19 protein-coding genes are annotated in these 22,887 nt (G+C 70.5%); 14 read left to right on the plus strand and 5 right to left on the minus strand.

Annotated elements, in window-relative coordinates:
- From ABH940_RS28425 to ABH940_RS28435, 3 genes are all read left to right on the plus strand, one after another.
- Positions 1-411: polysaccharide lyase beta-sandwich domain-containing protein (locus tag ABH940_RS28425; protein ID WP_370106564.1), on the plus strand; the 411-nt coding region annotated here is incomplete at its 5' end.
- 98 nt (positions 412-509) lie between these two features.
- A complete protein-coding gene (locus tag ABH940_RS28430; protein WP_370071926.1) occupies positions 510-1,637 on the plus strand; it encodes a hypothetical protein in 1,128 nt (375 codons plus the stop codon).
- 308 nt (positions 1,638-1,945) lie between these two features.
- Positions 1,946-3,628: a discoidin domain-containing protein gene (locus ABH940_RS28435; RefSeq protein WP_370106565.1), complete on the plus strand. Its 1,683-nt coding sequence runs from the start codon at positions 1,946-1,948 to the stop codon at positions 3,626-3,628.
- A 153-nt stretch (positions 3,629-3,781) separates the two neighbouring features.
- On the opposite strand, the gene ABH940_RS28440 is transcribed toward ABH940_RS28435, so the two are convergent.
- Both ABH940_RS28440 and ABH940_RS28445 read right to left on the minus strand, forming a co-directional pair.
- Complete coding sequence (locus ABH940_RS28440; RefSeq protein ID WP_370106566.1) at positions 3,782-4,873, minus strand: hypothetical protein; 1,092 nt, start codon at positions 4,871-4,873, stop codon at positions 3,782-3,784.
- Between the two features lie 32 nt (positions 4,874-4,905).
- Positions 4,906-5,982, minus strand: a complete 1,077-nt coding sequence (locus tag ABH940_RS28445; RefSeq protein ID WP_370106567.1) for a hypothetical protein — start codon at positions 5,980-5,982, stop codon at positions 4,906-4,908.
- Positions 5,983-6,141: 159 nt separating this feature from the next.
- Between ABH940_RS28445 and ABH940_RS28450 the strand changes: the two genes are divergently transcribed.
- Positions 6,142-6,537 (plus strand): hypothetical protein, encoded by a 396-nt coding sequence (locus tag ABH940_RS28450; protein ID WP_370071930.1) that lies wholly within the window; start codon positions 6,142-6,144, stop codon positions 6,535-6,537.
- Positions 6,538-6,610: 73 nt separating this feature from the next.
- Here the strand turns inward: ABH940_RS28450 and ABH940_RS28455 are convergent, their stop codons facing one another.
- A complete protein-coding gene (locus tag ABH940_RS28455; protein ID WP_370071931.1) occupies positions 6,611-7,405 on the minus strand; it encodes a helix-turn-helix domain-containing protein in 795 nt (264 codons plus the stop codon).
- Positions 7,406-7,533: 128 nt separating this feature from the next.
- Here ABH940_RS28455 and ABH940_RS28460 point away from each other — a divergent pair, with 128 nt between their 5' ends.
- On the plus strand, positions 7,534-8,805 hold the full coding sequence (locus ABH940_RS28460) for an alpha-L-fucosidase (protein WP_370071932.1): 1,272 nt from the start codon (positions 7,534-7,536) through the stop codon (positions 8,803-8,805).
- A 120-nt stretch (positions 8,806-8,925) separates the two neighbouring features.
- Here ABH940_RS28460 and ABH940_RS28465 read toward each other — a convergent pair whose 3' ends face one another.
- Together ABH940_RS28465 and ABH940_RS28470 are read right to left on the minus strand one after the other, a co-directional pair.
- Entirely contained in the window at positions 8,926-10,998 is a 2,073-nt protein-coding gene (locus ABH940_RS28465) for a SpoIIE family protein phosphatase (RefSeq protein ID WP_370106568.1), read from the minus strand.
- A 128-nt stretch (positions 10,999-11,126) separates the two neighbouring features.
- Positions 11,127-12,068, minus strand: coding sequence for a LysR family transcriptional regulator (locus tag ABH940_RS28470; protein WP_370071934.1), 942 nt, complete (start codon positions 12,066-12,068; stop codon positions 11,127-11,129).
- A gap of 143 nt (positions 12,069-12,211) precedes the next feature.
- Between ABH940_RS28470 and ABH940_RS28475 the strand changes: the two genes are divergently transcribed.
- The 9 genes from ABH940_RS28475 to ABH940_RS28515 all read left to right on the plus strand — a co-directional run bounded on the left by ABH940_RS28475 (position 12,212) and on the right by ABH940_RS28515 (position 22,834).
- Positions 12,212-13,411 (plus strand): ATP-grasp domain-containing protein, encoded by a 1,200-nt coding sequence (locus tag ABH940_RS28475; protein ID WP_370071935.1) that lies wholly within the window; start codon positions 12,212-12,214, stop codon positions 13,409-13,411.
- Complete coding sequence (locus ABH940_RS28480; RefSeq protein WP_370071936.1) at positions 13,408-14,349, plus strand: hypothetical protein; 942 nt, start codon at positions 13,408-13,410, stop codon at positions 14,347-14,349. The genes ABH940_RS28475 and ABH940_RS28480 overlap by 4 nt, the downstream gene beginning before the upstream one ends.
- 412 nt (positions 14,350-14,761) lie before the next feature.
- Entirely contained in the window at positions 14,762-15,292 is a 531-nt protein-coding gene (locus tag ABH940_RS28485; RefSeq protein ID WP_370071937.1) for an acetyl-CoA carboxylase biotin carboxyl carrier protein subunit, read from the plus strand.
- Positions 15,289-16,719 (plus strand): acetyl-CoA carboxylase biotin carboxylase subunit, encoded by a 1,431-nt coding sequence (accC, locus tag ABH940_RS28490; protein WP_370106569.1) that lies wholly within the window; start codon positions 15,289-15,291, stop codon positions 16,717-16,719. Before ABH940_RS28485 ends, accC begins: the two co-directional genes overlap by 4 nt.
- The gene (locus ABH940_RS28495) at positions 16,716-18,149 is read left to right on the plus strand and encodes a hypothetical protein (RefSeq protein WP_370071939.1); all 1,434 of its coding nucleotides are present in this window, start codon (positions 16,716-16,718) and stop codon (positions 18,147-18,149) included. Before accC ends, ABH940_RS28495 begins: the two co-directional genes overlap by 4 nt.
- A gap of 5 nt (positions 18,150-18,154) precedes the next feature.
- Positions 18,155-19,669 (plus strand): hypothetical protein, encoded by a 1,515-nt coding sequence (locus tag ABH940_RS28500; protein ID WP_370071940.1) that lies wholly within the window; start codon positions 18,155-18,157, stop codon positions 19,667-19,669.
- The gene (locus tag ABH940_RS28505) at positions 19,662-20,087 is read left to right on the plus strand and encodes a Zn-ribbon domain-containing OB-fold protein (protein WP_370071941.1); all 426 of its coding nucleotides are present in this window, start codon (positions 19,662-19,664) and stop codon (positions 20,085-20,087) included. The genes ABH940_RS28500 and ABH940_RS28505 overlap by 8 nt, the downstream gene beginning before the upstream one ends.
- Entirely contained in the window at positions 20,084-21,655 is a 1,572-nt protein-coding gene (locus ABH940_RS28510; protein WP_370071942.1) for a class I adenylate-forming enzyme family protein, read from the plus strand. The genes ABH940_RS28505 and ABH940_RS28510 overlap by 4 nt, the downstream gene beginning before the upstream one ends.
- A gap of 3 nt (positions 21,656-21,658) precedes the next feature.
- A complete protein-coding gene (locus ABH940_RS28515) occupies positions 21,659-22,834 on the plus strand; it encodes a hypothetical protein (RefSeq protein WP_370071943.1) in 1,176 nt (391 codons plus the stop codon).
- Positions 22,835-22,887 lie beyond the last annotated feature (53 nt).

Consider the following 22,887-nt stretch of genomic DNA (forward strand, 5'->3'; position numbering starts at 1 on the left):
TACATCCTGATGCCGACCGCCCGCACCCGGCAGGTCGCCGACCGCGCCGCCGACCGCGACTGGCTGCACGTCCTCGCCAACACCGGCGCCCAGCAGGGCGTGACCGTGCCCAGGCTCGGCTTCACGGCCGTCAACTTCTTCGCCGCAGGCACCGTCGGCGAGCTCACCGCCAGCGCCCCGGCGAGTGTCCTGATCCGCGAGCACCGCGACGGCACCGCCACCCTCTGCGTCTCCGACCCGACGCGGCTGAACACCGGACTGACCGTCACCTGGAACCGCCCGGTCCGCACCGTCACCGCCCAGCCCGCCTCGCTAGCAGCCGCGACCACCGGCCGCACCCTCCAACTCACCTTCGGCGACCTGACCGGCCTCACCGGAACCACCCAGGCGGTCACCGTCCACCTCCGCTGACCTGCCAGCCCCTGCGCTCCGAGCACCGCCCCGGGGCGCCATGCAACGAAAGGAGTCACGACCAGCACTGCCACCCCTACTGTGACACGGGAGTCACTATGCGCGTGCACCTCACCCACCGGTTCGTTCCGACGCTCATCGTCCTGATGTTGGCCCTGGTCCTCGCGCCGGCGGCCACCCCCGCCCACGCGGCGTCGTTCACTGTGTACAACTCCACCAACGAGAACGCCCCCAACGCCGACCTGGAGCAGTTCGGCGTGACCGACGCCGCGACCGTCTACGACGACTGGAGCCTGTCCTGCTCCACCACCGGCTGCAGCAACGTGCCCTCGCAGAGCACGTTCGAGGCCAAGGTGCAGGAATACGTCAGCCTCGACAAGTCCGGCTCGACCGGGCCGATCACCCTGGACTTCGAGAACATCCTCCCTGTCAGCGCCGGCTCGGACGCCCAGGCCGCCCAGGAAGTCACCCTCTTCAAGGAGCTGATCACCTGGGCGCACGACGCCGAACCGTCCGCCCCGATCGGCGAGTACTCCTACGACTGGTCCAGCGCCTACAGCTCCTACACGGCCGAGTTGTACGCCAGCGGCTACCTCAACTTCTTCGCCCCCTCCATGTACAACCGCTGGGCCACCACCTCGGACTGGTCCTCCGAGCTGAGCGCCGCGGTCACCAACGACCACGCGATCAACTCCAGCCTGCCCATCTACCCCTACGTCGAGGGCCAGTGGGACAACGGCAGCAGCACCAGCTGGCTCAGCGGCGTGGACTGGGACGTGGAGTTCCAGCAGTTGCAGGCCGACACCCAGGGCGCCGTCCTCTGGGGCAACACACCCACTGACGCGAGCGCGTGCAGCTGGCTGGGCGCGTTCTCCGCGGAGATGGGCGGTCTGACCGGCACTGCCAGCCACGGGCCGCTCAGCGTCAGCGCCACCCCGCCCAACACCTGCGAGGTCACCCGCGGGGCGACCACAACGCTGCCCTTCACGGTCACCAACAACGCGACCTCGACCAGCACCGCGACTGAACTGGCCGACACCACCGCCACCCAGGGCATCACCGTCGGCAACTTCGAGTACTGGGACATCCCCGCCCTCGCGTCGGATGCCGCGTGGGGACCGGACAACCTGGACGTGGTCGTCCCCTCCACAGCAACCGCAACCACCGCCCTGCTGTACATCAACTACGGAACGGGTGTGCAGCGCCTGGCCGTCATCATCCCGTAGCGCGCGCCGCCTCGGCGAGGACCCACCGCGGGCCCTCGCCGAACCGCGGCGCTCGCTCCAGTTCCGACGACTGCCCGACACCCGGCACCGCTTCCCGGTGCCGACGCCGCGCGTCAGGCACGCTGCGTCGGACGCACCCGAGTGGTGCGGTCGCGGTGACTCCAACTCAAGTTTTGCGTGCTGTACGTCATTTCTTGCGCAAGTGGTTCGAAGTCTTGCTTTGATGTCGTCGCGTCAATACGCTCCCGCACAGAACGCGGCCGGGATCCACCCCGTCCGGATCGGCCGCCCTGTCCCCGGGATGGTCCATGGCAGTCTCTCGTCGCACCTTCCTGTCCACCCTCTCCGCGGGTGCCGCCGGCGTCGCCCTCGGCGGGATCACGCTGCCTGGTACGGCGCGGGCCGCGAGCCCCGTCGGTGACGTCGTCGGCAAGGTTACCGTCGGCTACCAGGGTTGGTTCGCCTGCCCCGGCGACGGCGCGCCGATCGACGCCTGGTGGCACTGGAGCCAGGACTGGTCCCAGGCGCCCTCGCCGAGCAACAACGTCATCAAGGCCTGGCCCGACTCGCGTGCCTTCACCGCCACCTACCAGACCGGCTACGCCAACCTCGGCGACGGCACACCGGCGACCCTCTTCTCCTCCTACGACCAGCAGACCATCGACACCCACTTCCAGTGGATGCAGCAGAACGGCTGTGACACCGCCGCGTTGCAGCGCTTCGACCCCAACGGCAGCGAGGGGCCGACCCGCAACGCCATCACCGCCCGCGTCCGCAGCTCGGCCGAGTCGCACGGCGTCAAGTTCTACGTGATGTACGACGTGAGCGGCTGGACGAACATGCAGTCCGAGATCAAGACGGACTGGACGAACACCATGTCCACGCACACCGCGTCCTCCGCCTACGCCCGTCAGAACGGCCAACCGGTCGTCGGCATCTGGGGGTTCGGCTTCAACGACGCCAATCACCCCTGGGATCCGGCCGCCTGCAGCGACGTCATCAGCTGGTTCAAGTCCCAGGGCTGCTACGTCATGGGCGGCGTGCCGACCTGGTGGCGGCTGGGCACCAGCGACTCCCGGCCGGGCTATCTGGACGTCTACCACGCCTTCGACATGCTCTCGCCGTGGATGGTCGGCCGGATCGGTACCGCCGCGGACTCCGACAACTTCTACACCAACGCCACCGTGCCGGACCTGGCCGACTGCGCCGCCAACGGCATCGACTACCAGCCCTGCGTGCTGCCGGGCGACCTCTCGGCCCGCCAGCGGGCCCACGGCGACTTCATGTGGCGGCAGTTCTACAACATGACCCGGGCCGGGGTGCAGAGCGTCTACATCTCGATGTTCGACGAGTTCGGCGAGGGCAACCAGATCGCCGAGACCGCCAAGAACCAGAGCCGGGTGCCCACCGGATCGGGTCTGCTGGCCCTGGACGAGGACGGCACCGCCTGCTCCTCCGACTACTACCTGCGGCTGACCGCCGACGGCGGCTCCATGCTCAAGGGCCAGATCGCGCTCACCGCCACCCGTCCCACGCAACCGGTGACCGGCTCCGGCGGAGGGACCCCCGATCCGGACCTGGCGCTGCATCAGTCTGTCGTCGACAGCGGTCACACCCAGAACTACGTCGCCGCCAACGCGGTCGACGGCGACCCCACGACCTACTGGGAGAGCGTGGACAACGCGTTCCCGCAGTGGCTCCAGGTCGATCTGGGCACTGCGGTGACCACGCGCAGGATCGTGCTGACCCTGCCTCCGTCGACCGCGTGGGGCGCCCGCACCCAGACCGTCACCGTGCTCGGCAGCACGGACGGGACCAACTTCAGCACGGTCGTCACCTCGGCGGGCTACCTGTTCGACCCGGCCACGGGTAACACCGCGACCATCACCTACCCGGGCGGAGCCACGGCGCGCTACCTGCGGCTCTTCTTCACCGCCAACACCGGCTGGCCAGCGGGGCAGGCCTCCGGCTTCTCCGTCTACGCCACCTGAACCGCCACCTCTGAAGGGGTGACGGCGGGGCGTGAACGTCACACGGTGGCCCCGGGGCTGGTCGACGCCGCCTGCACCACCGGCGACGTCCTCACCGTCGACGGCGGACGCCACATCGTGTGACGCCCGCCGTCGGGTCCGGCACCCTCCGGGCTAACGGCCCTGGCCGTCGCGGACGTTGAGGCAGAGCGCCCAGACGTCGGAGAAGGTGTTCGGCGAGGGCGAGCCGCCGGCGTGGATGTCGGCGGTCCAGCTCGCGGCATCGCCGGTCCCGTCGCCCAGCGCGACGCCGTCGGCGTCGCTCGGGAAGCTGCCGATCAGGTGCGTGCCCCCCGACCCGGCCTTGGTGAAGTCGGTCGATGTCACCGACCCGCCGCTGGCCGCCGCGCCGCCGCTGACCAGCACCCCGTCGGCGTCGGTGCAGCCCGTCGTCACCTTCTGGCTGGTGCTGGCGACGGTCGGGCCCGCCGTCTCGCGGAAGTGGACCGTGGTGGTGTCGTGCTTGGCGTCGACGCCGAAGCCGGTGCAGATCGTGTAGGCGTAGGTCGTGTTGTCGTCGTTCCGCCCGCCGCCGATGCCGCCGACGGCGGCCCAGGAGTCGGGGTTCGTCTCGCCGTCGGCCGCGGCCTTCTGGCCGAAGTCGTGGGCGGCGTCGGCGAAGGTGGGGTAGCTCGCGATCGGCTTGAGGCTGCCGACGCTCGCCGGGGTCGCCCGCGCGCCGCCGCCGAGCAGCCGCGTCCCGGCCGGGCAGGTCGCGACGACGAGCTGCGCGGTCTGCCCGACGCTGGGTCCGGCGGCCTTGTTCATCACCACGAGCGTGTGCCGGATCCCGTTGCTGGTCAGGCACATCGCGTACGGGGTGGTGGAGAAGGCGGGGCTGGAGTTGCTGCCGCTGCCGCCGAAGGCGAGCCAGTGGGTGGCGTCGGCGCCGACGACACCGGCCGTGTCGAGGTACTCGGTTGCGCCGTCGGAGCTCGGGGAGACACCCATGATGTGGTTGCCGTTGCCGGCCCGGTTGTCGCCCGTCTCCTGGTCGGCCCCGCCACCGGTGACCAGCCCTTGCGGGCAGTCGGCGTCGGCGGAGACGCCGGTGAACGGCGTTCCGGGGCCGATCGTCGGGCCCGGACTGGCGACAGTGACGCTCGCGGTGTGCGCCTCGGCGACCCCGGACAAGGCCAGGACCAGGGCGCTGCCGGGGACGAGCGCCTTGCCCAGGAGGGAGGAGCGCAGGGATCGGTTCTTCATGTGCGTTGGTCTCTCTGCCGTCAGCGGATGGATCAGACGCCGTCGTTGGCGCACAGCGCCCAGGCGTCGGTGTGGTTGCTGGTCGACGCCATCCCGCCGGTGTGCGCGAAGGCGGTCCAGGACGCGGCCGTGGTGGTCCCGTCGGCCACCGGGTTGCCGCTGGAGTCGCTGGGGAAGGCGCCGTTCAGGTGGTCGCCGGACGAGCCCGGCCCGGTGAAGTCGGCGGTGGTCGGGCTGCCACCGCTGATGGCCGCACCCCCGCTCACCAGGTTGCCGTCCGTGCCGCCGCAGGTGGCCGTCGCGTTCTGGCCGGTGCTCGCGGTGTTCGGGCCGCTCGCCTCGGTGTTGCGCACCTTCACGGTGACGCCGCTGACGTTGATGCCACTCCCGCTGCAGATTGCGTACGCGTAGGTCTCGTTGGCGGCGTTGCTGCTGTTGTCCCAGCCGACGGCGCTCCACGAGTCAGGGTTGGTTTCCCCGTCGGCCGCGGCCTTCTTGCCGAAGTCGTGGGCGCTGTTGTTGTAGGTCGGGAAGCTGCCGATCACCTTGAAGTTGCCGGTGTTGGCGGGCGACACAAGCGCGCCACCGCCGAGCAGCACGGTGTTCACCGGGCAGGTCGCGGTCACCAGACCCACCGTCGACGCGGTGGTGGGCGCGTTGACCTTGTTCATCACCACCTGGGTGTGGTTGATCAGGGTGCTGGTCAGGCACATCGCGTACGGCGTGGTGGAGAAGGAGGAGTTGATCTGGCCTCCGCTGCCGCCCTTGGCGATCCAGTACGCCACGTCGGTGCCGACGACGCCGGCCGTGCCGGTGTACTCGGTCGTGCCGTCGGCGCTGGGCTCGCTGCCCAGCACGTGGTTGCCGTTCACGCCGGTGCCGGTGCCGATGGCCTGGTCGATCCCGCCGCCGGAGACGAGGCCGCTCGCGCAGGCGGCGTCGGTGGAGACCGAGGAATCGATAGCGGTGGGCCCGGCGGTGGCGCCGGGGGTCTTGACGGTGACGCTCACAGAGTTGGCGTACGCGGAACCGGGAACCGCGAGTGTGAGTAGAGCGCCGGCGACCAGCGCGGTTGTGGCGGTGAGGCGACGTCGGGACGTCTCGGACATGGGGATCCCCCTTCGGGCTCGACGGCCGCTCGATTCAAGCAACGCCCATGCACGCGGACAACTGGACGGTCACACAGTGGAGTTGGGTCACCACTGGTTGGTCACACAGGAGGTTCCGCGCCCTCGTCGGTGCCGACCTCGACCCTGGCTGCGATCTTGGTGTCGGACAGTCCTTTCGCCACGAGCCGGACGACGCCGAGATCGCGCTCGCTCAGCCGCCCCGCTCCACCCCCGGTCGGGGTGCCGGGCGCGGGTCGGCTGCAGAACTCCTGGATCAGCCGCCGGGTGAGGGCGGGGGAGAGGAGCGTTTCCCGCGGCCATGGCGCCCACGGCGTCCGCCGGCTCGGCGTCAGGGAACAGCGCAGCGACCTGGCGGTCCGCCCCATCGCCAGCTCGCACGACCAGAGCCTGTCCCGACAGATCGCCCTGGCGCTCCTCGGCGGCACCGCGAACGCCACCACCGAGCGGCTGTTGAGGGCCCTACGCGCTCAGGCCGCGCGCCTGACCGCCGGTTGGGCTGCCTCCCGGGCCGGTGTCCGGGACGCTCCCGCCTGAGCACGGCGGCGCGAACGGATCCGTGCCTCGTTCCCCGGGGCCCCGCCGGAGCTCGTCGACCGCCTCCGACGGCTCACGGAAGCGGCCGGGAGGTGGCTTCGCCTCGTACCGCCCGTGGCGGGGCGCCGAGTTCGCGGCGGCAGGCCTTGTTGAAGGCCTGGAGGTCGGGGATGCCCACGTGCGCGGCGACCGCTGTGATCGGCAGAGTGGAGTTGCGCAGCAGGTGGCGTGCGACCTCAAGTCTGCGTCGGCGCAGGTAGCCGACCACGGTGTCGCCGCGTTCGCTGCGGAAGAGCCGGGTGAGGTGGTTGTGCGACACCCCGGCGGCGCGCGCGATCTCGGGAACGGTGAGCGGGAGGGCGAGGTGCGCCTCCATGTGCGCCAGCGCGGTGGCGACGGCCGGGTGCGGGCCGTCGGTGCGCGGAGCCGCCAGATCGGCGACCGACCAGAGCGCGGCCCAGACCTCCGCCGTCGTGCGAGCCGGAGTGTGCGGGTGGGCGGCAACGGCTCGCAGCAGGGTGTCGGACAGGCCTGGCGCGTCAGCGGCGGCGTCCTGGACCACGGGCAGGCGAACAGGCGCCCCTGGGCCTGCGAGCTCGAAGTGCGCGTAGAGGTGCTCTGAGCGCCCTCGGTAGCGGAACTCGACGACGGCTCCCGGTGGGACGAGGCTCACGCAGCCGGGGCGGACGAGGTGCACGATCCCGTCGACGACCAACTCGGCGCTGTAGCGGTACAGGTGCAACTGCCACAGGTCGGGCAGCCGGAACACCTCGCGGTCGACCGTGGTGCCATGCACGCCGACGCCGACCTGCGCCACGCGTGGGGGAGTGTCGAGCCGGAGCAGGACTGTCCCTGGGCTTTCGGTCATGGTGGGAAAATACCAGTACTTGGTGAACCTGACCCACGCCAACAGGTACTCCCTGCTCCTAGCGTGAGCATCATCGACCAGCAGGACCGGGGCCTCTCCGACCCGGCTCCCGATCGAGGAGTTCCTTCATGCCCATGCAGCCCTGGTTCACCGATGCCAAGCTCGGCATCTTCATCCACTACGGGATCTACGCCGTCGACGGCGTCCCGGAGTCCTGGGCCATGTACAGCGGCCAGCTCAGCCGGGAGAAGTACCTGGCCCAGCTGGACGGCTTCACCGCATCGCGCTACGACCCCGACGCCTGGGCCGCCCTGTTCGCCCGAGCCGGCGCCCGCTACGCCGTTCTGACCGCGCGTCACCATGACGGCGTGGCGCTGTGGGACACCGCGCACGGCGACCTCGATGTCGCCAAGCGCACCCCGGCGGGCCGCGACCTGCTGCGCGGCTACGTCGACGCCCTGCGTGGCGAGGGACTCAAGGTGGGCCTGTACTACTCCCACTCCGACTGGAACCATCCCGACTACGCGAGTGTGGTCCACGCCGAGACGTCCAACCAGGACCTTCGTACCAACCCGCTTGTCGCACCGGCCGACGGCCGTGAGGACCCGGCCGCGTGGCGGCGCTACCTGGCCTACCGCGACGGCCAGGTCGCCGAGCTGATGCAGCGTTACCGGCCCGACCTGCTCTGGTTCGACGGCGAGTGGGAGCGCAGCGAGCAGCAGTGGGGCATCGACGCGCTCGCCGACCTGATCCTCGCCGAGAACCCGGACACGGTTCTCAACGCGCGCATGCTCTCGCGCGGCGACTACGCCACTCCCGAGCAGGGGCTCCCGATCCAGGTCCCCGACGGTCCGTGGGAGCTCTGCCTGACGATCAATGACTCCTGGGGTTACCAGCACGCCGACCACCGGCACAAGAGCGTGCGCCAGCTGGTCCGCTACTTCACGGAGACCATCGCGCTGGGCGGCAACCTGCTGCTGGACGTGGGACCCAAGGAGGACGGGACCATCCCGGACGAGCAGATCCAGCGGCTGGAGGGACTGGGGGCTTGGATCGCCCGGCACGACACCGCCGTGCACGGCACCGGCGCAGGCCTGCCGCCGGGCCACCACTACGGTCCCAGCACGCTGTCCGCCGACGGGCGGACGCTGTACCTGATCTGCTACGACGCTCCGCGCGACCACATCGCCGTCAAGGGCCTGCGCACCGCCGTCAAGCGGGTGAGCGTCCTTGGCACGGGCGCCGAACTCGGCCACCGGGTCACGGGCGGACTCGGCGAGGTCCCCGGCGTCACCTGGATCGACGCGCCCGTGCCCGCGGACGTCGACGAGCACGCCACCGTCCTGGCGGTCGAGCTCGCGGGCGAACTCGACCTGTACCGGGGCGCCGGACGCGCCTGAACGGCCGTGCCGATCGGCCAGTTGAGGCCTCCGCCCCTCCCCGCCAGCGACATCGGACTCGACGGCGTCGAAGGCGTTCACGGCCCCGTACCCTCCTCGTCCTCGTCATCGTTGAGAACTTCATGTGAGCGCCTGCTCGGTCCAGATGGTCTTGCCGTCGGCCGCGTAGCGAGTACCCCAGACCTGAGCGAGCTGGGCGACGATGAAGAGCCCACGACCGCCTTCGTCGACCGTGCCGGCGTGGCGAAGGTGGGGTGCGGCAGGGCTGGCGTCGCGCACCTCGCAGGTGAGGGTGCGGTCGTGGATCAGGCGCAGTTCCATCGGGGGGTTGCCGTGGCGGACTGCGTTCGTGACGAGTTCGCTGACGATCAGTTCGGTGTTGAACGCCGTCTCCTCATCCACGTTCCAGACGGCGAGTTGGGCGCGAACGTGGTGTCGGGCGGTTGCGGCGGCGGTGAGGTCGGCGTCGAACTGCCAGGAGGCGACGCACTCCGCAGGAAAGCCGCGTGTGCGGGCGAGAAGCACTGCGGCGGACCGCGGACCGCTGTCGGCGGCGAGCTGCGTGGACACGATGTCGTCGCGGAGCTCTTCCACGGGCTGGGCCGCGCCGGCCGGCGGGCTCTGGAGGAGTCGGGGATCGACGGGCGGCGCGCCCACGGTCGAGGGGCTCGCGATGACCAGCACGCTGTCTTCGGGAATCTCGAAGGTGTTCGCGGCGAACGGTGTCCTGTCGACGGCGCCCAGGTGCGGACCGGGCGGGATATCAGGGGCCCAGGTGGTCCCGTCGGGGAGGGTGACGGCAAAGGCCGGGTGGCCGGCGCTGGCGGCCGCGCAGGTGAGGGAGAGGGGGTCGTAGATGGTGTACGCGCAGGTGGCTGCGAGAGCTTCGTGATGCAGGGGGTCGCCCGGCGGGAGCGCTGCGCGTTCGGCGGCCAGGAGGGTCGCGGTGTCGTCCAGACGGGCGAGGAGCTCGTCGGGTGCCAGGTCGAAGGCGGCCAGGGTGCGGACAACGGTGCGCAGTTGCCCTGCGGCTGCGGTGACGTGGATACCCTGTCCCGCGATCTCGCCGACGACCAGGGCGGTCCGGGCGCCGGGCAGGGCGATCGTGTCGTACCACCCCACGGTGCCCTCGGAAGGGAGCGGCATGCCGGCGGCCTCCAGGGCAGTCCGGGGGAGGGCACGGTCGGGCAGCAGGCGCGGCTCGAGCGCCGTGGCGATGGTGTGTTCCCGCGTGTAGCGGCGGGCGTTGTCGATGCACAGGGCGGTGTGGTTGGCCAGGTCGAGCGCGAGTCCGATGTCGTCCTCGTCATACGGGTCCGCGTGCCCGACGCGGTAGAGGCTGATCAGTCCGAGCACGGCACCGCGCAGCGTCATCGGTGTGATCAGCAGCGTGTGGGCACCGGAGGCGTGGATGGCCCGGGCCCGGATCGGGTCGGCGGCCAGCCACGGCAGGTCGTCGCCCAGACGCACCACGCGGGGACGCAGATCGCTCAGGGCCTCGGTGTAGGGCGTGGGCCCGGGGACGCCGCGGGTATGCCCGACCGGGTGCGCCTGCGGTGCGTCCGGGACGCAGCTGCGGAATGCGGCGCGGCGCAGTGGGGTGTCGGCCGAAAGCGGGGCGAGAGGCGGTTCGTCGCCGCGCACTGCCGAGTCCACGACCTCCACCACGGCGGTGTCCGCGAAGTCCGGCACCACGGTGTCCGCGAGTTCTTGGCAGGTAACCCCTACGTCGAGGGTGCGGCCGACGCTGTCGCGCGCCGAGGCGAGCAGGTTCAGGCGTTCCCGCGCCCGTTCGCGCTCGGTGACGTCGACCACGGCCGCGGCCAGGCCGAGCACTGTCCCCTGGTCGTTCTGAAGGCGAAAGACCGAGACTGCGAATCGGTGCTCGCGCTCAGGGGCGGCTTGTGGACGGAGCCGCACGATGCGATCGATCGCCGGGACGCCGTTCGCGAGGACCCCGCGTACGAGGGCTTCGATCTCGTCGGGTTCGACGAGCCCGTATGTCTCGGTGAACGCGCGCCCGAGGATGTCCTCGGGCGGCACGGACCGGGCCAGGGCCGTGGCGGTGTTGAAGCGTACGACGTGCAGATCGCTGTCCAGCAGATGCAGTCCCACGGGCGACTGAGTGAAGAGGACGTCGATCAGTGCTGCCTCCAGATCACTCCTGGAGGCGGTCGGGTCACTCCCGGCCATGGGATCACCTCCAGACCTGGCGGCACGGGTTCTCCGCCGTTGGTCGGCTGGGAGCCTTGCTCTTCAGGTCTATAGCGCCACGGTGGTTGTCGCGAGTCACGTGTGGTGGAGGCGTCCGGCCGGCGGATTCAGTGCGGCGTTCGGGCCGGTGGCGCGGTCGTGTGACGAAGGGCGGCCTGCGACCGCTCCGCACTGACCCTGCGCAGTACCTCGATGAGCTTTCGCACCGCCGGTCCCGGTTGCATGTCCGCGCGCGCGATCATGGACACGGTCAGCCGCAGCGGGTCCCAGTCGGTAGGCGGCGTGACGATCTCGTCGGAGCGGTGGCTGAGGAGAGCGGATCGGGACAGCAGGGAGATGCCCACGCGTGCGGCGACCATGAGCAGGGTCGAGTGCGGGTTGGTCGTCTCGTAGACGACGTTCTGGTCGCTGGCCGCGCACAGGGAGTCCGCCAGCTGCCGCGCGGAGTAGCCTCGCGCGGGGAGCACCCAGGACTGGCCTTCCAGGTCCGCGACGCTCACGGTCGGCTTGTCCGCCAAGGGGTGGCCGCGGGGTACGCACAGCACGATCTCGTCGGAGATCAGATCGGTGGAGACGAGGCCGGCGTCGGTGTCGGGATCGCTGGGCCCCGCGACCAGTCCGAGGTCGAGCTCGCCGTTCGTCACCTTTTCGCGCACGGCTGCGGAGCTGGCTTCCCACACGGAGAAGCGCACGTTGGGGAACGAGTTCCGGTAGAGCGGGACCACTTCCGGCAGCAGGATCTGGCCCGCCGTGGTGACCGCGCCCAGGCGGACGTAGCCGCTGCGCAGTCCGTTGATCAGCTCGGCCTCCTCCCGGAGGGCGCGGTCGGCCTGGATGACCTGCCGTATGTGCGGGAGCAGAATCCGGGCCTCGGCGCTGGGGAGAACCCCGTTGGCGCGGCGGATCAACAGGTTGACGTTGAGGTCCTCCTCAAGGCGTCGGATCTGCTGGCTGAGCGTCGGTTGCCCGATGCCCACCTCCGTGGCCGCCTTCCGCAGGGAACCGAGGCGGATCGCCGCCTCCAGATAGCGCATCTGCTCCGATCTCATGCGCCGACGATAAGCCGGGCGATCGATGATGGCAATCACCGTGGTCACCACTGGCCACTTCCGTGAATCGGAGGTCCGCTCCAGACTGACACGAGCGGTCCACCGCGTGAACGCCAAGACACTCGACCGTGAAGGGAGTCCAGATGCCCCGTGCCACCGAGAGCGCGACGATGCCATGGCTGCGCCGGCTTGGCGTCGCGACGCCCGAACTGGTCGTCGTGACAGATGAGCGGGAACTGGCGCCGCACGCGTCCGCGTTCGGGCCGCCTTGGGTGGTGAAGCCCGACATCGCCGGCAGCGGCAAGGGACTGGCCGGTCTCGTGCACGTCTGCCGGTCCCGGGACGAGCTGGCGGCTGCGGTCGCCGCGACTCTCCGCAGTGGGGCGCCCGCTCTCGTGGCCGAGTACGTCGAGGGGGCCGAGTGTTACCTCTCCGTCGCTCTCGACGAGGTCTCGTACGGCGCCGTCGTGCGGGCGAGCGTCACCGGTGGCGTCGGATTCGACGCGCGTCAGGCGGCTGCGGTCAGGGTCCGCCTGTCGGAGGGACTGCACGACCGCGAGGTCGTCACCCTGCTCAACCAGGCCGACGTGAAGGACCGGCGCCTGCGCAGGGCACTCGCTCACGCGCTGCGGATCCTCTGGGCCGCCTTCTGCGCTGCCGAAGCGGTTCTCGTCGAGGTCAACCCCTTTCGGTGGGACGCGCGGCGGCTGGTCGCCGTCGGCGCGGCCGTCGAGTTCGATCCGCACGGCCGGGCGGCCGCCAGGGCATTGCGGCCGGCGGTTCTGGTCGAGCCCGGCACCACCCCGCACCGGGCGCCCACGCCGCGCGAGATCGCTGTCCGGGAGGCGGACGCCGCCGAGCCCCACCGTCCCGGCGTGACGTTCTTCGAGCTCGACGGGGACGTGGCCTATCTGGTCAGCGGGGGAGGAGCGGGTCTGGTCGGATTGGACTACCTGTACGACAACGGCGTTCTCCCGGCCTGCTACCTCGACGCCTCGCCGGGTGCCGGGAGTGCCAAGGTGCAGGCGCTGTTCCGTTCCGCCCTGTCCGTCCCCGGAATCCGCGGGGCGCTGTTCGGCGCGGCCGTGCTGAACCTGGTCGACGCTCGCGAGCTGGCCCAGGAGTTCATCGAGGCCGCCGAGGCGGCCGGATTCGACGCGGGGCATGTGCCGACGGTGGTCCGGTTGGCCGGGCCGTACGAGGCCGAGGCGCGGGGGATGTTGAAGGCGCGCCTGCCGGGAGCACTCGTACTCGACCGCGAGGCGTCGCTCGAAGACGCCTGCGACCTACTGATCTCAGCAATGGGCCGAGCGCCCCGGGCATGGGAGGGGTCCGCCCGATGATCCGAGGACTTCTGGAATCCGGTCCGGGGCTGCTCGTGCAGGGCATCACCGGCATGCAGGGCCGGCTGGAGACCCGCTGGATGCTCGACTCGGGTGTTCGCGTGGCGGCCGGCGTCACCCCCGGCCGAGGAGGGTCCGAGGTACACGGCGTGCCGGTCTTCGACACGGTCGCGCAGGCCGTCGCGGCGACCGGCGCACGGGTGGCGATGAGCTACGCGCCGCCGCAGACCGCAGCGGATGAGGTCGTGGAGGCGGCGCAGGCCGGGCTCGAACTGGTCGTGGTCGCCTCCGAGAAGATTCCGCAGCATCACTGGCTGCGGGTCCTGGAGGTGGCCCGTAGGGGCAACTGCCGGGTCATCGGGCCGAACTCCCAGGGGATCGTGGTGCCGGGCGTGGGTCGGATCGGCTGCCCGGGTGGCGATGAGCCATGGGAGCGATTCGCCCCCGGTCCGGTCGGTATCGTCTCGCGCAGCGGTGGCATGGCCTCCGAGCTGGGGATGTTCGTGCGGACCTGGGGCTGGGGCACCAGCGTGCAGGTGTCGATCGGCGGCGTGCCGATGGTCGGCACGCCCCTCACCGAAGGCGTCGAGCTGGTGGCCCAGGACCCGCTGACCCGGGCCGTGCTGGTCTTCGGTGAACCCGCCAGCCGGCAGGAGCTCGACCTTGCGGCCGCCGTGGCCGACGGACGGATCGACGTGCCCGTGGTCGCGATGGTGGCAGGACGCGCCGGCGACTCCCTGCCGGATGCCCTGCCGTTCGGGCACGCCCCGCGCTATGCCGGCGGGGCGACCGTCCAGGAGAAGATCGCAGCGCTGCGCGACGCCGGCGTCCGGGTCGCCCGCTCGACCCACGAAGTCCGCGCCTACCTGCAGGAAGTTCTGCCGGCCGGAGCGCTTCGCGCGTCGGCGTCGCTCACGGACAGGAGAACCTCCCGATGACCGCACACGCTCCCCGATCTGCTCGGCGCCAGTTACCCCACAGTTAGGCGCAGGTGGCGTCGACCTGGGGTGTGCCTGACCCACCGCCCGCTGGGAACCGATCCTGGTGGAGCGCGGAAGTGAAGCCGCGTACCAGCAGCGGCACTTGGAACGTAACGACTGCGAGGCGCTGCGCCGCGACCTGTGTGCCCGGGTCCTTCCTGTAGCGAACCCGTTCCGGACCGCAGAGCGCTTCGGAACCCCGAACATCAGATCCCCGCGAAATCCGCCTGTTGCCGTGCGCATGGGTGCGGCAGGTCCACCGATTCCTGCCGGGGCTGCTCAGCGGCGCCTGCGCGCACCATGCGGGCCTGACCGAACGCGCCGTCGCGGAAGCGCAACGCAAGGAGTGGGACATGACAAGGAGTGGAACATGACACTGCAGCACGCAGATGTCCGGCGCATCCTCCAGCTTCTCGACAGCGCAGAGCACTTGGAATCGCTCGAGATCCGCATCGGAGAGTTCGTCCTGCAGGCCCGCAAGCCCGGTGCGGCCCCGCTGGAGGCACTGACCATCGCGCCGCCGGTGCAGGCGGCCGGTTCCTCGGCCGCCCCCACCGGTCCCGCCGAACCGACGGGTCCCGTCGCGGCGTCGGCGCGGCCCGCGGCGACTGTGGGCGCGCAGGGAGTCGAGATCCCGGCCGGCATGACCGCGATCCGGGCGCCCATGCCCGGGACGTTCTACCGCACACCCGCACCCGACCAACCGCCCTTCGTGGAGGCCGGCGAGTCGATCACGGAAGGCACCACCATGTGCCTGGTCGAGGTCATGAAGATGTTCAACTCGGTTGCCGCACCGGTGACCGGTCGGGTCCACAGCATCCTCGTCGAGCACGCCCAAGCGGTGGACAAGGACCAGATCCTGATGATCATCGTGCCGGACGAGGCGGAGGACGCGGCATGATCCTCGACGCCCCCGTCGTCCGCCACGACATCCGCAGGCTGTTCGTCGCCAACCGCGGCGAGATCGCCGTCCGCATCATCCGAGCCTGCCGGTCGCTCGGCATCGAGACCGTCGTCGGAGTGTCGGAGGCGGACGTCGACAGCCTGGCGGCGCGCATGGCCGACGAGTCCGTGGTCATCGGGCCGCCCCAGCCGACGCAGAGCTACCTGCGCGTCGACGTGCTGATCGACGCCGCGAAGCACAGCCGGTGCGACGCGGTCCACCCGGGCTACGGCTTCCTGTCCGAGCGCGCGGCGTTCGCCCGCGCCTGCGGCGAGGCCGGTCTGATCTTCATCGGTCCGACCCCCGAAGCCATCGAGAGCATGGGGGACAAGATCACCGCAGTGGGCCTGGCCGCCAAGGCGAAGGTTCCGTGCGTACCCGGCTCGGGCGCCGTCGCCGACCCGGAGGAAGGCCTGCCGATCGCCGTGGAGATCGGTTTCCCGGTCCTGGTGAAGGCGAGTGCCGGCGGTGGCGGCCGCGGCATGCGCGTCGTCCGGTCGGCCGAGGAGTTCCCGCAGGCGTTCCGGGCCGCGTCCACGGAGGCGCAGTCCGCCTTCGGAGACCCGACGCTCTACGTCGAGAAGTTCATCGAACGGGCACGTCATATCGAGATCCAGGTGATGGGCGACCAGTTCGGGAACGTGGTGCACCTGGGCGAGCGCGAGTGCTCGACGCAGCGGCGCCACCAGAAGCTGATCGAGGAGGCGCCCTCGCCCGCGCTCGGGTCGAAGGCCCGTGAGGCCATGGGGGAGGCTGCGGTCCGACTGGCGAAGAACGTCGACTACGTCGGCGCGGGCACGGTCGAGTTCGTCGTCGACGACCGTGACGGGAAGTTCTACTTCCTGGAGATGAACACGCGCATCCAGGTCGAGCACCCGGTGACCGAGATGATCAGCGGAAGGGACCTGGTAGCCGAGCAGATTCGCGTCGCCTGCGGCCTGCCGCTCTCCTTCACCCAGGACGAGATCGTCCTGCAGGGCCACTCCATCGAGTGCCGGATCAACGCCGAGGACGCCGAGCGCGGCTTCGCCCCCAGCCCGGGCCTGGTCAACGACTGGTCCGCGCCGCGCGGCGAGGGCGTCCGGGTCGACACCCACTGCTACGCGGGATACACCGTCTCCCCCTACTACGACTCGCTGCTGGCCAAGGCCATCGTGCACGCCCCCACGCGCGCCGAGGCGATCGAGAAGATGCGCACCCTGCTGGCCGAGCTGAAGGTCGACGGCCCGACGACCACGGCCCCGTTCCACCGAGCGGTGCTGGCCCACCCCGACTTCTGCGACGGGGCGGTGACGACGCGTTGGGTCGAGGACGTGTTCCTCCCCGCACGCAGCCAGGGCTCGGACACCCGTCAGTCCCTCACCGAGGCGGGAGCGCCGGCATGACCACGTACAAGCTCGCATTCACCGACACCAGCCTGACCGACGGCCAGACGGCCGTGTGGGGCGGGGCACTGGACACCTCGATGATGCTCGCGCCGGCCGCCAGGTTGTCGGTCTCGGGACTCGCCGCGATCGAGATCCTCAGCCCCGCCGTCCTGGACGCCTGCCTCGCCCGCGGCGAGAACCCGCTGCACCGCTTGGAACTCGCGCGGCGGCACTTCGGAGCCGTGCCGCTCCGCGCCACCGTCAACCTGCTTACCGGGCACGGCCGACCCGGCGCCGACGTCCTCGGTCCCGAGGTGATCGACCGCTGGTTGGCCACGCTCGCGGGAGCGGGCCTGCAGCAGGTCGTCCTGCTCGATCCGCTGCTCGACGCGGACCGCCTGCATGCGGCGCTCAAGTCGGCCTCGGCAGCAGGTCTGGTCGCGATCGCCGCCCTGCCCTACCAGGCCGACAACGACCGCCCCGACGAGGCGTACGCGCAGCTGGCCGCCTCCCTCGCCGCAAGCGGTGCGGCACGGGTGATGCTCCGTGACGAGAGCGGCGTGCTGACGCCGGATCGGCTGCGCACGCTGGTCCCGGCCCTGGTCCAGGCGCTCGGAACCACGCCGCTCGATCTCCACACCCGCTGTCATACCGCGCTCGGAACCGCCGTGGCGTTGGAAGCAGCCGGCCTCGGCGTCAGTGGCTTCGACACTGCCCTGCCGTGCTTGGCCAACGGCGCCTCGCTGCCGTCGCTGCCTTCGCTGCTGCGCGGTCTGCGGCAACAGGTCACCATGCAGGAACTGCCCGATCACGGCAGTCTCTTGGAGGCCGACGCGATCCTGGCAGCGATCGCCGACCAGGAGGGTTTCCCCCAGGCGGCGTCGTGGGCCTTCGACCTGGCCGCCTACGCCCATGAGTTGCCCGGTGAGGTCGCGGTCGATTTCCTGGCGGCGCTGCGCGACCGCGGGCGCTGGGCCGAGCTGCACGAGTTCGCCGCCGAGTGCGCCGCCGTGCGCCGAGAGATGGGGTCACCTCCGATGGTGGCCCCGTTCGCCCGCGCGATCGCCGAGCAGGCGATCAGTCACTTCGACGGCGACGCGCGGTACGAGAGCCTGCGGCCGGTGCTACGCCGGTTGCTGCAGGGAGCGTACGGAACCGTGGACGGCGAGCTGCGCGCGGATCTGCGCAGGCGGGTCGGCGTCCTGCCTGCCGCCGAGCCTGCGGTCACCGACGTCGACGGACCCGAGGCGCTGCTCGCCTGGATCGCCGGGGTCGAGACCTCCGCGCTGCCGCCGAGGACGCCGAGAACAGGGGCGGGCTCGTTCGGCTACGAGACGCTCACTCCCTACGAATCCCTGGTTCGTGGCCTGGTCACGCGTGCCGGCCGCTTCGCCGTGCTGAGCCTGCAAGGACCCGGCGTCCGCGTCCACCTGCAACAGGAAGCGTGAAAGTCATGCTCAGTCATCTGCGTTCTCTTGTCGCAGCCGAGACGGCCCGGACCGGCCGGCGCCGGACGATCGACCTGGTCGACAGCACCTTCCGGGACGCCCACCAGTGCCTGTGGGCGACCCGGATGCGCACCGAGCACATGCTGCCCATCGCGAAACAGCTCGACGACTCCGGATTCCACAGCATCGACGCCCTCGCACTGGTGGGCTTCGACGCCGGCGTCCTCTTCCTCAACGAGGACCCCTTCGAGCGGGTGCGGCTGCTCCGGGAGCGGATCACCTCGACACCCCTGCGCGGTGCCATCCGCAGCAACCTGATGCGGAGCTTCTTCCCGCAGCCGGACGACGTCAACGAACTCTTCGTCGAGCGGATGGCCGCCAACGGCATCCGTGAATTCGGAGTGCTCGACTCCCTGCACTGCTGGGACAACGTGGCCCCCGGCATCCGCGTCGCCAAGCGGCTCGGGGCGAAGGTGCTGGTCGGACTCGTGTTCAACCTCGCGCCGGGTTACGACGACGACTTCTACGTCCGCCAGGCCCGTGAGGTCATCGACCGCTTCGACGTGGACACCGTCTGTCTGGGGGACGCCGGCGGCAGCCTGACCGTCGAACGAACCCGGACGCTGGTGCCCGCGCTGCGAGCGGCGATCGGTGACAAGCGGCTGGAGCTGATCACTCACTGCCTGACCGCGACGGGCCCGCAGGTCGCCCTCGAGGCCGCGGTGTACGGCGCGGACCAGATCATGACGGCGGTGGACCCGCTGGCCAACGGCAATTCGCTGCCGTCCGCCCAGTCGATCGCCCGCGACCTGCGCGCCCTCGGGTTCGACGTCAACGTCGAGGACCGGCTGCTCGACGACGTCGGCGACTATCTCGGCAAGCTCGCCGCCGACCTGGGCTATCCCGTAGGAGTCCCCGCCGAGTTCGACCCCTCGCTGTACCAGACGCAGTACGCCGGCGGTGCCATGACGAACCTCGAGGCGCAGCTGAAGCAGGCGGGCATCGCCGACCGGTTGCCGGCGGTGATCGAGGAGATCGGCCGGGTGCGCGAGGAGCTGGGCTCACCGGTGATGGCCACCCCCTTCCCCGCCATCGTCGCCGCCCAGGCCGTGATGAACGTCCTGCACGGTGAGCGCTACTCCGTGGTGCCGGACGAGGTGAAGAAGTACGTCTGCGGATACTACGGCGACCTGCCGCTGCCCATCGACGCCGACATCAAGGACCGTGTGCTGGGCAACGGCTCGCGGGACGTCGCCGAGACCCCGCCGACGCTGGACCCGGTCCTGCCGGCGCTGCGCAGCCGCTACCGGAACCAGTCGGACGACCAGTTGCTGCTGCGCTACATGTACGGCGACGAGAAGATCGACGGACTCGTCCCGGTCGAGGACACCTTCAGCGTGCAGCAGTCGATCGTGGAACTGGTGGCGGGTCTCGCCCGCATGCCGAGCAAGCGCAGGGTCCGGCTGGTCGCGCCCGGCGTCGAGTTCCGCGCCAACGGACGGGCCGGCGACCATGACTGACCCCATCGCACGTCCCGAGCCGACCCCGACGGCCGAGAGCGGGCCCTACTGGGAGGCGGCCGCCGAGGGTCGCCTGGTGATCCAGCGCTGCGAGAGCTGCGCGCGTCATCAGTTCTACCCGCGCGCCTTCTGCACGGCCTGCCTCTCGGACCGCCTGGAGTGGGTCGAGTCGGCGGGGCTCGGCCGCGTCTACACCTATACGGTCTGCCGGATCCCGGCCCACCCCTCGATGGCGGACAAGGTCCCCTACGCCGTGGCCGTCATCGACCTCGACGAGGGGGTGCGCATGCTGACCGACCTCGTGGACTGCCCGATCGAGCAGATGCGCATCGGGGCCCGCGTCGAGGTCCGCTTCGAACGGATCAGCAGCACCTGCGTCCTTCCCCAATTCACCCTGGCCCACCTGGAAGACCGATGATCACCGACTACTTCGACGCCGGAGCCTCCCGGTTCCCTGACCGCACCTTCCTGCAGTCCGACGCAGTGCAGCTCAGCTATCACGACGTCGTGGTCGCCTCACACGCCATCGCGCACGGCCTGACCCAGGAAGGTCTGGGCAGCGGCAGCGTCGGCATCCTCTCGCCGAACCACCCCAGCGCTTTCGTGGCGATGCTCGGGGTGCTGCGCTCGGGCGCGAGCTACGTGCCGCTCAACGCCCGCGACCAGATCGAGGACCTGATCTGGTTCATGCGCTTCACCGAGTTGTCGGCGCTGGTCTACCACGAGCAGTACCTGCCGGACCTCGACCGCATCCAGGCCGAGGTCCCCACCCTCAAGACGTGCATCGCACTGAACGAGCAGGGCGCGACCGGGCAGAACACGACCGGGCCGAGCATCGAGGCCTGGCAGCGGGACCACGCCGGGCAGAGGTGCGAGACGCGTCGAGGCCTCGACGACGTCGCACTGATCAAGTCCTCCGGCGGCACCACCGGCCGCCCCAAGGCGATCCTGCAGACCCACCGCAGCCTGCTGTCCGCCTACCGGATCGCCAACCAGTTCTGCCCGCCCGAGCGGGACCCGGTGCACCTGGTGGTGGCACCGCTGACGCATGCGGCCGGCGCCACGGCGATGGGCCTGTCGGCCTTCGGCACGCGCAACGTGATGGCGCCGTCGACGGATCCGGCGGTGATCCTGGAACTGATCGAGCGTGAGCGGGTGACGCACGTCTTCCTGCCGCCGACGATGATCTACCGGCTGCTGGCGCACCCGGACGCCCGCACGCGCGACTGCTCCTCGCTCGAGTACGTGATCTACGGTGCGGCCCCCATGTCGGTCGACAAGCTCAAGGAAGGACTGGCGCTCTGGGGTCAGGTCTTCGTCCAGTTCTACGGCCAGGCAGAAGTGCCCGGAGTGATCACCTGCCTCTCCCGCAAGGACCACTACCTCAGCGACGATCCGCGGGCCGTCAGGCACCTGCAGTCCGCCGGCCGGCCGACCGGTGCCTGCGAGGTGGTGCTCATGGACGACGACGGCACGATCGTCGCGCCGGGCGAGCGCGGTGAGATCGTCGCCCGCGGTGAGCTGGTCTCTCCCGGATACCTCAACAACCCCGAGGCGAACGACGAGGCCCACCGCTTCGGCTGGCACCACACCGGTGACATCGGGGTCTTCGACGAGAGCGGCTACCTCTACGTCGTCGACCGCAAGAAGGACATGGTGATCTCGGGCGGGTTCAACATCTACCCCAGTGAGATCGAGCAGTTGATCTGGTCGCACCCCGCGGTACAGGACTGTGCCGTCGTGGGGGTGCCGGACGCCGACTGGGGTGAGCGGCTGACCGCCGTGGTCGAGTTGAAGCCCGGAGCGCAGGCGACGGCCGAGGAGATCGTCCAGCTGTGCCGGACCCGCTTCGGCGCTCTCAAGACCCCCAAGCAGGTGGAGTTCTGGCAGACGTTGCCGCGCAGCGCGGTCGGCAAGGTCCTCAAGAAGGACGTCCGCGCCAGGCTCACCAGCGCGGACACGGGCGCTGACACGGCGACGGTCTGAGGGATGGCAGTGGACAAGACCAAGCTCTCCGGACGCCACGCCATCGTCGGGCTCGGCGAGGCAGGACTGGGCAAGGCCCCCGCCGGGGCCACCGCGCTGTCACTGCAGTGCCGCGCGGCCCGCGACGCCGTCCTCGAGGCCGGGCTCAGCCTGACCGACATCGACGGTGTCTTCGCCCACTGGGACGACCGCGCCAACGCCCTGCTCGTCGCCGAGTACCTCGGCATCCATCCGCGCTACGCGGACAACACCGTCGTCGGAGGCCAGTCGAACATCACCCACCTGGTGCACGCGATGGCCGCCATCGAGGCGGGGCTCTGCGAGGTCGCCCTGGTCACCTACGGCAGCACCCAGCGCCTGGACAGGAGCAGGGCCCGCGGTGGACACGCCCAGGACCCGCGGTCACCGATCGGCCAGTTCGCCCTGCCCTACGGGATGCTCAACCCGGTCGGCTACTACGCGATGCTGGCCCAGCTCTACCAGCACCGCTACGGCGGCGCGCCCGAGCACCTGGGCGAGGTGGCCCTCGCCGCCCGCCGCTGGGCGCAGCTCAACCCGAGCGCGGCGGTGCAGTCACCGCTGACCATGGAGGACTACCTCGCCTCGCCCCTGATCGCTGACCCGCTGCGCAAGCTCGACATCTGCCAGATCAACGACGGCGCCGGTGCCATGATCCTCACCAGCGCGGAACGTGCCCGCGACCTGGCCCGCCGGCCCGTGACGATCCGCGGCTTCGGCGACACCTACCGCCACCACCTGACCCCGCTCGGCACCGACGACTGGCTCGACGACGGCGCGCTGCGCACGGTCGCCGACGAGGCGCTGACCATGGCGCAGATCGACCGCCAGGACCTCGACCTGGTGCAGATCTACGACGCGTTCACCATCAACGTACTCGTCGCGCTGGAGGCACTCGGCTTCTGCGAACCCGGCGGCGCGGGCGCGTTCGTCGGCGGCGGGCGTATCGCCCCGGGCGGGGCGTTCCCGCTGAACACCTCCGGCGGAGGGCTGTCGTTCAACCACTCCGGCCAGTTCGGCATGCAGTTGATGATCGAGGCGGTCCGCCAGCTGCGCGGCGAATGCGGCGCACGTCAGGTCCCCGGAGCCCGCACCTGTCTGGTGCAGGCGGGAGGCATGGTCATGTCCGCCTACATGGTCATGGTTCTCGACGCCGGCTGACGTCTCGTCTCGGTCACCGCGAGGTCCTCACCTCCGGCGACCCTGTTCACCCC

It is taken from the genome of Streptacidiphilus sp. BW17 (assembly GCF_041262485.1).
Classification (GTDB): Bacteria; Actinomycetota; Actinomycetes; order Streptomycetales; family Streptomycetaceae; genus Streptacidiphilus.

Excerpts from the sequence above, each read along its gene's own strand:
- ABH940_RS28500 (WP_370071940.1), top strand. The coding sequence starts at position 18,155 with ATGCTCAGTCATCTGCGTTCTCTTGTCGCAGCCGAGACGGCCCGGACC.
- ABH940_RS28485 (WP_370071937.1), top strand. The coding sequence starts at position 14,762 with ATGACACTGCAGCACGCAGATGTCCGGCGCATCCTCCAGCTTCTCGAC.
- ABH940_RS28480 (WP_370071936.1), top strand. The coding sequence starts at position 13,408 with ATGATCCGAGGACTTCTGGAATCCGGTCCGGGGCTGCTCGTGCAGGGC.
- ABH940_RS28465 (WP_370106568.1), bottom strand. The coding sequence starts at position 10,998 with ATGGCCGGGAGTGACCCGACCGCCTCCAGGAGTGATCTGGAGGCAGCA.
- ABH940_RS28510 (WP_370071942.1), top strand. The coding sequence starts at position 20,084 with ATGATCACCGACTACTTCGACGCCGGAGCCTCCCGGTTCCCTGACCGC.
- ABH940_RS28430 (WP_370071926.1), top strand. The coding sequence starts at position 510 with ATGCGCGTGCACCTCACCCACCGGTTCGTTCCGACGCTCATCGTCCTG.
- ABH940_RS28460 (WP_370071932.1), top strand. The coding sequence starts at position 7,534 with ATGCCCATGCAGCCCTGGTTCACCGATGCCAAGCTCGGCATCTTCATC.
- ABH940_RS28515 (WP_370071943.1), top strand. The coding sequence starts at position 21,659 with ATGGCAGTGGACAAGACCAAGCTCTCCGGACGCCACGCCATCGTCGGG.
- ABH940_RS28475 (WP_370071935.1), top strand. The coding sequence starts at position 12,212 with ATGCCCCGTGCCACCGAGAGCGCGACGATGCCATGGCTGCGCCGGCTT.
- ABH940_RS28435 (WP_370106565.1), top strand. The coding sequence starts at position 1,946 with ATGGCAGTCTCTCGTCGCACCTTCCTGTCCACCCTCTCCGCGGGTGCC.
- ABH940_RS28440 (WP_370106566.1), bottom strand. The coding sequence starts at position 4,873 with ATGAAGAACCGATCCCTGCGCTCCTCCCTCCTGGGCAAGGCGCTCGTC.
- ABH940_RS28455 (WP_370071931.1), bottom strand. The coding sequence starts at position 7,405 with ATGACCGAAAGCCCAGGGACAGTCCTGCTCCGGCTCGACACTCCCCCA.
- ABH940_RS28470 (WP_370071934.1), bottom strand. The coding sequence starts at position 12,068 with ATGAGATCGGAGCAGATGCGCTATCTGGAGGCGGCGATCCGCCTCGGT.
- ABH940_RS28505 (WP_370071941.1), top strand. The coding sequence starts at position 19,662 with ATGACTGACCCCATCGCACGTCCCGAGCCGACCCCGACGGCCGAGAGC.
- ABH940_RS28495 (WP_370071939.1), top strand. The coding sequence starts at position 16,716 with ATGACCACGTACAAGCTCGCATTCACCGACACCAGCCTGACCGACGGC.
- ABH940_RS28445 (WP_370106567.1), bottom strand. The coding sequence starts at position 5,982 with ATGTCCGAGACGTCCCGACGTCGCCTCACCGCCACAACCGCGCTGGTC.
- accC (WP_370106569.1), top strand. The coding sequence starts at position 15,289 with ATGATCCTCGACGCCCCCGTCGTCCGCCACGACATCCGCAGGCTGTTC.